Source organism: Mycobacterium sp. TH-M11, assembly GCF_057473725.1.
The window spans coordinates 1-10,394 of sequence record NZ_JBYCLD010000446.1 but is presented as its reverse complement, the minus strand read 5'-3'; the positions used below and the strand labels follow the sequence as shown (position 1 = coordinate 10,394).

The 10,394-nt window shown below is 65.6% G+C and carries 6 protein-coding genes and 1 pseudogene; 1 reads left to right on the top strand and 6 read right to left on the bottom strand.

All coding sequences use genetic code 11. The features are described from left to right. The 5 genes from eccCa to AC2VOG_RS17390 all read right to left on the bottom strand — a co-directional run. Positions 1 to 3,413, bottom strand: a 3,413-nt coding sequence (eccCa, locus tag AC2VOG_RS17410) for a type VII secretion protein EccCa (protein WP_486941101.1), incomplete at its 3' end; no start/stop codon positions are given. Then, positions 3,410 to 4,969, bottom strand: a complete 1,560-nt coding sequence (eccB, locus tag AC2VOG_RS17405) for a type VII secretion protein EccB (protein ID WP_486941100.1) — start codon at positions 4,967 to 4,969, stop codon at positions 3,410 to 3,412. The genes eccCa and eccB, both read right to left, overlap by 4 nt. Before the next feature lie 48 nt (positions 4,970 to 5,017). Continuing rightward, a complete protein-coding gene (gene eccA, locus AC2VOG_RS17400) occupies positions 5,018 to 6,859 on the bottom strand; it encodes a type VII secretion AAA-ATPase EccA (protein WP_486941099.1) in 1,842 nt (613 codons plus the stop codon). Between the two features lie 268 nt (positions 6,860 to 7,127). Continuing rightward, positions 7,128 to 8,033: a class I SAM-dependent methyltransferase gene (locus AC2VOG_RS17395; RefSeq protein ID WP_486941098.1), complete on the bottom strand. Its 906-nt coding sequence runs from the start codon at positions 8,031 to 8,033 to the stop codon at positions 7,128 to 7,130. Positions 8,034 to 8,154: 121 nt separating this feature from the next. Further along, positions 8,155 to 9,042 (bottom strand): oxygenase MpaB family protein, encoded by an 888-nt coding sequence (locus AC2VOG_RS17390; protein WP_486941097.1) that lies wholly within the window; start codon positions 9,040 to 9,042, stop codon positions 8,155 to 8,157. An 80-nt stretch (positions 9,043 to 9,122) separates the two neighbouring features. Between AC2VOG_RS17390 and AC2VOG_RS17385 the strand changes: the two genes are divergently transcribed. After that, a complete protein-coding gene (locus AC2VOG_RS17385; RefSeq protein WP_486941096.1) occupies positions 9,123 to 9,755 on the top strand; it encodes a TetR/AcrR family transcriptional regulator in 633 nt (210 codons plus the stop codon). Here the strand turns inward: AC2VOG_RS17385 and AC2VOG_RS17380 are convergent. Next, a pseudogene (locus tag AC2VOG_RS17380) lies at positions 9,743 to 10,228 on the bottom strand (VOC family protein); the annotation flags it as partial. The gene AC2VOG_RS17385 and the pseudogene AC2VOG_RS17380 sit on opposite strands and share 13 nt — an antisense overlap. Positions 10,229 to 10,394: the final 166 nt, after the last annotated feature.

Below are 10,394 nucleotides of genomic sequence, written 5' to 3'. Positions count from 1 at the left end.
TCGTCGACCAGATGCAGTCGCCGATCCAGCACGGTGAATGCGACGCGGTCCGGTGTCGAGTTCTCGCGGATCGTCCGAATGATGTGCCGCAGCAGGGTCGTCTTGCCGGATCGGGTGTCGCCCAACACCATCAGCAGAGGGTTCTGGGCGAAGTCGAGTTGGACGGGGGCCAGGTCTTCTTCGCGTTGACCAATGACGATCCGGTCTTCGCCGCCGTACACCGGTTGGAGTGCGGCGGGGTCGAGGTTCGTCGGCAGCAGCCGCACCGGTGGCGCCGCGATCCCCTGGTGCAGAGCGTTGATCGCCGGCACCTGTCTCAGGTCGGGTGCCGCGATCAGGAAATGCTCGGCGGCCATGGTCAGGCCACGACCCGGCTGATCGGCGGGCACTCCGTCGGCCGGCCGCTGCAGCGCACCGAGCACCCGAACGTTGCTGTCGCGCGCGTCGTGCAGCTTGAGTTCCAATCGCATCCCCAGGCCGTCGCGCATCGCCAGCGGCACCTCAAGCCAGCTCGGTGTCGTGATGACCACGTGAATGCCGTAGGCCAATCCGACGTTGACGAGCTCGGTCACCTTGCTCAGCAACGGGTTTCGCGTGTTGAACTGATCGGTGTTGTCCCGGCTGAACGCATACAGGTTGTCGATGACCAGGAACACCTGGCCCAGCCCGTCGTCCGGCCCCTGCTTGTCACGGAATACTTCCCGCTCCTGCCGGATACGCAACAACTGCTCGAGTTCGCCGAACGTCCGACGGATGCGTTCCGGCTCCAGCGCGGACGCCACGCTACCGACATGCGCCAGGTCTTCCAGCGCCCGCAGCTGCCCGCCGCCGTAGTCCAGGCAGTAGAAGCTCACCTCACGTGGCGAGTGCAGGCTTGCTGCTGACAGGATGAACGTCTGCAGCGCAGTCGATTTACCGGATTTCGCGCCCCCATGGATAAGCAGATTGCCGGCCGAGGAGCGGGCGTCGAACACCAGCGAATCGCGGCGCATCTGGAACGGCCGGTCGATCTCACCCAGCGGCCAGCGCCATTCGCCGCGCGGCAGCGACGCCCGCGCCAGCGCCGCGCTGAGCGGAATGACCTCGTCGAGCGGCGGCAACCACAGCTCCGGCGCCTTGGGCCCGAAGCGGGCCAGTTGATCGCCAATGGTGGCGATCAGCTTGCGGGACGGGGCGATAGGTTCGTCGTGTCCGTTTTTGGCGATGACCGTGGTCTGGTCGGGTTCGACCCGGCTCGCGGTGAACAGCTTGGGCTCGGGAACTGAATGCACTACCAGGGTTTTCGGGGTCTGCGGCGGATCGTAGATGCCGTCGACGTAGGTGCTGCGGAACTTGATCGGCGCGGCACCGGGCGCGGGCACCAAGAAGCCGACGCCCTTGTGCTCTTTACCGGCTTCGATGTGGTAGGCGTCCTCCACGCCGATGATCGAACGCGACACCGCCGGGCTGGCCACCTTCAGACCGATTCGGTACGAGGTGTTCTTGTCGATGTCCTTGATCTTGCCGACGTCCAGCGTCTGCGACGCGAACAGAATGTGGATTCGGAACGAGCGGCCTTTGCGCGCGACGTAATCGAACAACTCCGCGTATTCGGGATGGTCGGCGAGCATCAACGTGAACTCGTCGGCGACGACAAACAACGTCGGGATCGGCGGCAGGTCATGCCCGGCGGCGATCGCGTTCTCGTATTCGGTCACCGAGTTGAACGCGCTGCCCTGCACTTTGCGGCCGGCCTCGCGCAGCAACATCTCCCGGCGGGCGACTTCGCCGCGAAGCGTGTCGGCGAACCGGTCGGCCAGTGACTTCTTCTCGGCCATATTCGAAATCACCGCGACCACTTGGGGGAAGTTGCGGAAGATATCCGCTCCCGCCTCACCCTTGAAGTCGGCATAGATCACGATCAGCCGGTCGGCCGAGTGGGTCGTCAACAGCGACAACAGGATCGACATCAGGGTCTGCGACTTGCCGGCACCGGTCATACCGATCATCAAGCCATGCGGACCCATGCCGCCTTCTGCTTCGTCTTTGAGGTCGAACATCAGCGGCTCACCGGTCGCGGTGACACCGATCGGAACCCGCAGCTCCTCGTCGCGATGCCGCGGCGCCCACATGGTCGGGACATCCAGCCGCGAGGCGTCCGGAATGCCAAGCAGCGTAGTAAATGTCGCGCCGCGCGTCGCGCTCGACTGAAGGCCGCTGTGGGTCGGGTTGGAGTCCCACCGCGACAGTCGACGCGCGATGTGGGCAGTGTCGTCGACGGAAAGACAGTCGGCGCTGCCGATGTAGCCCTGCCAGCCGCCGGTCTGCCAGCGCTCGATCACGCCGTTGGCGATCCGGAGGATGGGCCGCTCGGGATCGGAGTACTGCTCTCGGTGCGGTGCGGTGGTCGATCGGTAGATGACCGTGACCCCAGCCCGACCAGCAGCCAATGGCGATGCGCCGAGGTCGAAATCCGGATCGTCGACAATGATCAACAAGTGCCGCAACGCATCTGCAGATCCACCGGCGAATGCCGGGCGGTCAGAAAGCGTGGTTCCAAGCAGCGCGACCAGTTCGTCGGGCTTGGTCGACAGGTAGCGGGCCGGGCCTACCCCGTCGGCTTCGGCGGGGATATCCACGTGCGGCAACCATTTCAGCCATGACCAGTCCGGGGACTCGAGATCGGGCGTAGCGACCGCCACGCCGAGCACCGTGGGGTCGTGCCAGGTCACCGCCTGAGCCACCCACGCCCGCAGCGCACCGCGCACCTCGTCGTCATCGCCGAGCACGGTGATCCGTGACAGCTTGGTCAGGCCGATCCCGGTCGGGATGTCGCGCACGGTCCGCTGAGTGTCCAGCAGGCTGCGTAACGCGCTGTGCGACACCGGCTCCAGGTCGACCTCGTCTGCGGTGTCGTTGACCCGCAGCGCAGTGTCCAACGCCGCCGAGTGCACGCCCGCACGCACCACCAGGAAGTCGCTGTCCTGGGGATCGCGTTCCCACTGCCGACGCGACCCGGGGATGGCGGCCAGTTCCGCCGGGTCCGGGTGCGACCATTCCGCGGCGGCCCGCTGCGCCGCGGCCTGCGCGCGGACGTTGTCGCGGACCACCGACAGGTAACGCAGGTAGTCGGCGCGCTCGGCATCGATTTCTGCGGTGCTCGACTTGTTGTCACCGCGAAAGAACGCGGTGGCCGCCAGCAGCAGAACGAACGGGAAGAACAACGTCTGCGGCGAGATGAGCCGCATCCCGGTGGCGACCATCGCCACGATCATCCCGACGATCAGCAAGACGATCACCACCGGCAGCGCCCGCTTCAGCAATGACGGCGGGATGACCCGAGGCAACTCGGGTGGCGCTTCGATGTTGATACTGCCCTTGCGGGCCACCGGCGAAGACAGCCGGCGGCGTGCCTCGAAGATCAAGCGACTCATCGGTTTTGCCCTTCGGCAGAGGTACGGCCAGGTCGGGAGTCAGGCGCCAGCCCGTCGTGCGCAAGTAGCGCATCGGCCCTCGACAGGGTCGGCCCGGGCGCGTACAGCGACAGCACCGACCACGGGATCGGCGTTGCCGGCGGCGTCAACCCCAGCGCATCAACGGTTTTCGGGTTTCCATTGACGCCGGCTTCGTTGTCTATGCCGTACCGCACGCCGGTGTCGGAAATCCAGAACAGCGACCCGGCGGCCGCAGACGACGCATTTTGACCAACGGCCTGGGCGTAGTACCCGGTGCCAGGGGCCATCGCCACCCGAGTGGCGATTCCGTCTGACCCGGCACCGACCAACTCCTCGGTGTGCACCGAGTCAGGAATCGGCAGCGCCGAACCAGCGAGCAGCGTCAGCGAATTCGTGCTGGCACCGGACGCTTTGCTCCAGTGCGCACACGTCACCGGATCGTGCGTGGCGTCGAGCAGGATGATGCGCTGCTCGGGGTAGCGGCCGGTGTCCAGTTGCCGCGACACCGGCAGCTTGGCCACCTTGTCGGCGCCCAGATGCGGCGGCTGATCCAGCCCGTAGGAGTTGGCGTTGCGCAGGATCGCGGCCAGTACCGGCGAGACCTGCTGCAAGCCGTCCGGTAGCACCGCGTAGTAGTTTGGCGAATTGTTTTCCAGCCCGTGGGATTCGACAATCCCGCCGATAGGGGCGGGCACTGGGAACTTGGCGGCGCTGCCGGCCTGGGGGATCGCGGGAGCGGCCAGCGACGGCGACTCGGGGATCGCGTTGAACAACCCAGCAGCGATAGGCCGAGGTTGGGCGTCTACGGCGAGGCCCAGCGCACTGGTCACCGCATGGTCGGAGAGATCGATCCGGCTGCGTCGCCCGTCCCACAGCAGCCAGGTGCTGGAGGAGTTGCTGACCAGCACGGCCTTGTTTCTGTCGACCGCTGCAGCGCGCGTACCCGCGCTGTCTGGAACACCGGCGATCAGCGTGATTCCGGCCGCCATGCCATCCGTCGCGTCGCACACCGTCCAGTCGGCGTCCTTGCGGGTGTTCTGCACCATCCGCTGGGGTGCACCCGGGATGCCGATTAGGTTGCCGAGCGGAAACTTGTCCAGCTCATCGCTTTTCACCATCGTCGGATTGGCAGGCTTGCCGGCGATCAGTCGGGCCGATGCCAGGTTCAGCACCGGGTGAAGTTGATCGCCGACCCGCACGTACAGCGCGGCCGTCGACCGGTCCGCCAGAATGGCGTTGTTGGCCGCCGACCCATTCGGCCGAATCAGCGAGAACACAAAGCAGCCCGCCAACGCGGTGACCAACACGACGACACCCATCAGCACTGCCCGCGTCTGGGTGCGCAGCGGGTCAACGAGCATCCGGGTGTCGTGCAAGGCGACACCAGAGGCTATGCGGCGCATGACAAACCGCCAGCCCGTCACCTGATGCCGGGTGACGAAACCGCGGCGGTAGACCACCTTCTCCGGGTTGTCGTTGACCGGGGTGCGCGAGGCGAACGAGCGCCGGTCGTCGCCGGGTTCCGGCTCAGCCATGGGCGCCACTCCTTCTCATCGGGGCGCTCTGCATCGTCGTCGGCGCGCTCATGCCGGCATCTCCAGACGCAGGCCCTCGAGTAACGGCGGCACGGTGTTCGCCACATCGGCAGCGGTGATCGTCATGAGCTCCTCGTCGGTGAATTCACCGGTCTTCGCATGCTCGGAGTGGTCCAGCCGGAATTCGCGTTCCTCTTCCGACTTTTCGACGACGTTTCGAACGAATCGACCGTTGCCGGCGATGTCGAGCCCGCGGCGTTCGACGCCGACCGAATCGGCCTTCGTCGTGTTGGCCAAATGGGCGAACAGCGTTTCCAGATCGGCGAGAGCGGCTTGTTCGAACGCACTGTCACGGCGGGTCGCCATGAAGTTGGCGATCTCGATCAGCTCGGCCGGCTGGTAGGACGGGAAGTCGATGGTGCGGGTGAACCGCGACCGCAGACCCTGGTTGGTGTCCAGGAAGCGATCCAGGTCAGCGCGGTAACCGGCGATGATGACCACCAACCGGTCACGGTCGTTTTCCATCCGGGCCAGCAGCGTGTCGATGGCCACCAAGCCGAAGTCGTTCTTGGCGCCAGTGGCGACCAGCGCGTAAGCCTCGTCGAGGAACAGCACACCGTCCAGTGCGCTGTCGATGATCGCGTTGGTCTTGGCTTCGGTCTCACCGATGTGTTGACCGATCAAGTCGGCACGATGCACCTCTTTGATGTTCTCTTTCTTCAAAAGGCCAAGGCCGCAATAGATTTTCGCGACAACACGGGCAATCGTGGTCTTGCCGGTCCCGGGCGGGCCGGTGAACACCAGATGGTGGGTGCGCTGGGCGACTTCCAGCCCGCGCTCCTTGCGGACCAGCTCCATCGCCACTGCGCTCTTGAGTCGCGCGACCTGGTCCTTGACCTTGTCCAGGCCGATGAACTCGTCGAGCTCGCGTTCGGCCTCCGACAGCAGCACGGCCTTGCGTTCCTGGGCGCCGGGGTCGACGAAGTCGCCGGGCTTGGGCTCGGTGCTGACGTCCCAGGGGTCCATGCGCGCGTCGATGCGATCCGCCGTGGTGGGGACGATCCCGAAGCTGGTATCGGTCAACGCCTCTTCGACTTGGACATTCTCCGGGTTGGCGGCATACAGGTCCTGCAGCACTTCGCGGGCGGTGTCCTCGTCGCCGTCGGCGCGTAGCGCCAGCGCGCGGGCCAATGCCCCGTCCACTGCGGCCACGGCCACCGGCCCGTCCGGCTCCTCGAGGTAGGACAGCGCGGCTGCAAACATCCCCAGCCGAGCCAGCGAGATCCCCAGCGCAATCTTCACCGCATGCGCGAAATTCGGTTCGAGGTCGGCGGCATTGACCATCGGGGACAGCAGTTTGACGACGTCAGACCAGCGTTCGGCGCGGTAGTGGATCGTCGAGATCACCCAGCGGGCCTCCCGCGAGCTCGGCCGGCGCCGGCTGACATCGCTGGCCAGCTGGTGTGCGGCAGCAAACCGGCCGTCGCCGGCCAGGGCAGCCGCGTAAGCCAGGTGGAAATCGTCCGGCTCGGTTGCCCAGAACTTGAGATACAGCCCGGTGTCGTAGCGGAATCCCAGCGCACCCTCGGCCAGCTCGACCTGGCGCCCTAGCACGCCGGCGGTCGCCGCGTTGTGCGAAATCGCTTCCAGCACCCGCACCGACGTGTCGCCCGCGGCGGCCAATCCAACCCAAGCGTCGGCCTGGTCGTGCGCAATGCGGACCAGGCCGGCGAACCCGGCCCGGGCTGCGGCCAGGTCGGCCGGCCGGGTGCGGTCGTAGATCGTCAGCCCGAGAGCGCGGCAGCAGGTGGCGAATCGACTCGTTACGTCGTCGTCCACCCTGACAGTTGTCGGCCGGGTGGCGACAGTGCCGGTGTCAGCGATTTCCACGCCTCAATCTCCCCTTCGGACATAGCATTGCCTAAGCTAACTTCGGCGAAGTTAGCATTGCATAAGCCAGGTGTCGAGACGCACGTATCGCCTGGATGCGCGCCTTCGATCACTAGGCCGCCAAAACCCCAGTGCCGCAGGTCAAACCGGGTGTCGGAGCACATGCAGGCAGTTTCGGGCGCGAGCCGAGCGCCAAGTGGCGCACCGTTCGTCGACAAGTCTTAATGACAATGAGTATCATTAGCACTAACTGTACGCCATCGGGTTCTTACGTCTTGACTGCCCTGACCAGGGTGTTGCCGGTGATCATCGGGCCCGCTTCGGTGTCCGGCCCGGGCACCGGGCGGCCCACCTCGCGCAGGTAGTCGGCCAGCGGCGTCGCGACCGCGTCCCAACCGTGATCGCCGAGCCATTGCGCCGCCGGCGCGTGCTGCTCGTTGTAGATCAGCTGGAAAAACAGCCGCTGATCCCCCGCTGCCTGAGCTGCGCGCTCGGCTTCGACGGCGGCTTCGAATGCCTCGGCCGGCATCGGCGCGCCGTCTTCGACGGCCACCCGGCTACCCGAACTGGCCAGTGCGTCGATGCCGGCAAACAGTTGCTGCTGCGCGGCGGCCGGCAGATAGATGAGCAGGCCTTCGGCGATCCAAGCCGACGGCTGCGACGCGTCGAAACCACTGTCCTGCAACGCTTGTGGCCAGTCGTCGCGCAGGTCGATGGCAATCTCGCGGTGTTCGGCATTGGGCACGGCGCCCTGTTCGGCAAGCACCGTCCGCTTGAAATCGAGCACCTGCGGCTGGTCCAGCTCGAAGATCGTCGTGCCATCAGGCCAGGACAGCCGGTAGGCACGCGAGTCCAGGCCTGCCGCCAAGATCACGACCTGCCGGACCCCGGCGTCGGCGGCCTGCCGGAAATAGTCGTCGAAGTAACGGGTGCGAGCACCCTGGAAATTGACGAAATGCTCGCCGAACTCCGGTTTTTTGAGTTGGTGGTCGGGATCCTTGCCGTCCAACACATCCGCTGCCGAGCCGCCCACTGCGTGGCAGAAAACTGCGGCGAACGGGTCGCTGGCCAACGGATCCGGTTTTTGCGCCTCCAATGCTCGTGCGGTTGCCACGAATAACGCGGTCGAACCGACGCTTGTGGTGATGTCCCATTTGTCGTTGTCTGTACGCACGTCAACCGACCCTACGCGCGCCCAACAGCGCAGTTGCCTCGCCCAATTCAGCCACGACCGCATTCAATACGACACTGCGTCGTAGATACAAGACCCCGATCGGGTAGGGGGTATCGGTCAGCTAGACCAGCGGACGGCCGGCTTTGATCCGCCGATCGAGATCCCACAGTAGAAGGTTGAAGGGGAAGCGCCGGACCACCGGTGGCATCGCCTTGTTCAGCGTGCGCAGCGCGGCAACCACCCGGTCGAAACGCCGCTGCCTCGTCGCGTCCCAGCCGAACCGCATTTCATCGCGAAAGCGTTGCGGCAAAAAGCCGGCGGTGAGCAGCAATGCGAGCTTCTCCGGCTGCCGTCGTACGACGTCGGGCAGACGGAGCTTCTGGATCCGGCCCACCGCAATCGGATACAGATATTGGCGGACCGCGTCGTCGATGTGCACCTTGTCGAGTTGGTCGTTCCAGTAGCGGTCGAACGCGGCCCGGTCTGCCGGCCACATCTGCGGTGGCACCTGCAACGTCGAGCCGAGCACCACCGCTTCTTTGTAGTGCCGGTCGGCGTCTTCGTCGTCCATCTCACCGATGAACGTCCGGTAGAAATCGATCCCACCCTTGTAGAGGCAGGCCGCCACCCACAGTTGGAGATCGACGTCGAATGCGTTGTATGGCACCGGGCTGTCGGGCGCCGAATACACCTGAGCGTGAGCCCGGTTCACCGCGCGACGAAACGCCGCCTTCTGGGTATCGGTGCCCGCCATCGCGACCGCGAGGTAGGTAAACGTGGTGCGCGCCCGCTTGATCGGGTGCAGGTCGATGCGACCGCTCTCGACCCGGCTCTGCATCACTCCATAGCCCACGCCGGGCCTGGCCAACTGCATGATCACGTTGGCCGGGCCGAGTAACAACGCCATGCCCATCAACGTGTCGTCGAGTTGTGGAGTGCGTCGTGGCCGGCTGATCGGCGGCGCGCTGACCGGACGCTCGACATGCCTGATCGGTTCGCTGACGGTCATCGCCCACCTGCCCGCTAATTGTGAGAACGTGCGTTTCCTGATCTTGCAGCGGGACGGGGACCGGTGTCAAGATGGGCTTCATGGCCACCGCCCCGTCGACGACCGCGCGGCCGTACCGCGGCGTCGACGCCGCCGACCGGCTGGCAGCTCGCCGGGCCAGCCTGCTTGAGGCGGGCCTGGACCTGCTCGGCAGGGACGACCCCGCGGAGTTGACCGTGCGAGCCATCTGCCGCCGGGCCGGTGTCGCCGCTCGCTATTTCTACGAAAGCTTCAGCGACAAGGACGCACTGGTGGCGGCCGTGTTCGACTGGGTGATCGCCGATCTGGCCGCCACCACGCAGGCTGCAGTCGCCGCTGCTCCGCAGCAGGAACAGACCCGGGCCGGCATGGCCAACATCGTTGGCACCATCGAGGGGGATCCGCGGGTCGGGCGGCTACTGTTCAGCGCGCAACTGGCCAACGCGGTGCTGGTGCGCAAACGGGTCGAATCCAGCGCACTGTTCGCGATGCTGTCCGGCCGCTATGTCGAGGATGCGTTGCGAGTACCGGAGAACGACCGGATCAAGGCCGCCGCACATTTCGTGGTCGGCGGGGTAGGTCAAACGATCAGCGCCTGGCTCTCCGGCGACGTGCGCCTCGACCCTGAGCAACTGGTTCATCAGTTGGCGTCGCTGCTCGACGAGTTGTCCGATCCGGGCCTCTACCGCGACTGAGTCCAGTGGGCGGCCGGGATCCGCCGGTCGGCTGAGCTCCTGGGCACAGTCGCGGTGCCGTTCTTCGTGAATTCCTTTATCCAGCAGGCGAACTCAAGTGTGATTCGGTCTGGATCCGGAAAGTAGAAGGAGCGCACGTAAACCCCGGGATGCAGCGCGGCCGCGACTTGGCGCTCGCTCTCGTCATGGTTCAGGATTGGCCCCACCCGCACGCCCTTGTCCTTGAGTCGCTGCCGATAGGCGTCGAACTGCTCGGCCGACACGTGAAACGCCAGGTGGTTCATCGTGCTGACGGCACTGGTGATTTCGCCAATGCCAGGAATGGCGGCCGGAGAAGAAATGCCCGGCACCCGGTCAGAGGCGTCGGCGAACCGGAAGAATGCCACGCAGTCACCGCTGCCGGCAGCGGAGAAGAAGTGCTGTCCGGGCCCGCCGGGCAGGTCCAGCGATTTGACCAACGCCATACCCAAGACGCCAACGCGACATGGTTGATGCCCACACTGCGGATGCTGTCGGGTCACATGTGCGCCACGTGCATCGAGTGTGCATCCTGGGCGTCGAGCGTGCATCGTGGGCGGGAAAATCGCGAAAAGCCCGCCCCCCGTGCACACTCGAAGCCGTCAGCGCACACTCGACGAG

Bases quoted from the DNA above. Each gene is read 5' to 3' on its own strand.
- AC2VOG_RS17390 (WP_486941097.1), bottom strand. From the start codon at position 9,042: ATGACCGTCAGCGAACCGATCAGGCATGTCGAGCGTCCGGTCAGCGCG.
- AC2VOG_RS17385 (WP_486941096.1), top strand. From the start codon at position 9,123: ATGGCCACCGCCCCGTCGACGACCGCGCGGCCGTACCGCGGCGTCGAC.
- eccB (WP_486941100.1), bottom strand. From the start codon at position 4,969: ATGGCTGAGCCGGAACCCGGCGACGACCGGCGCTCGTTCGCCTCGCGC.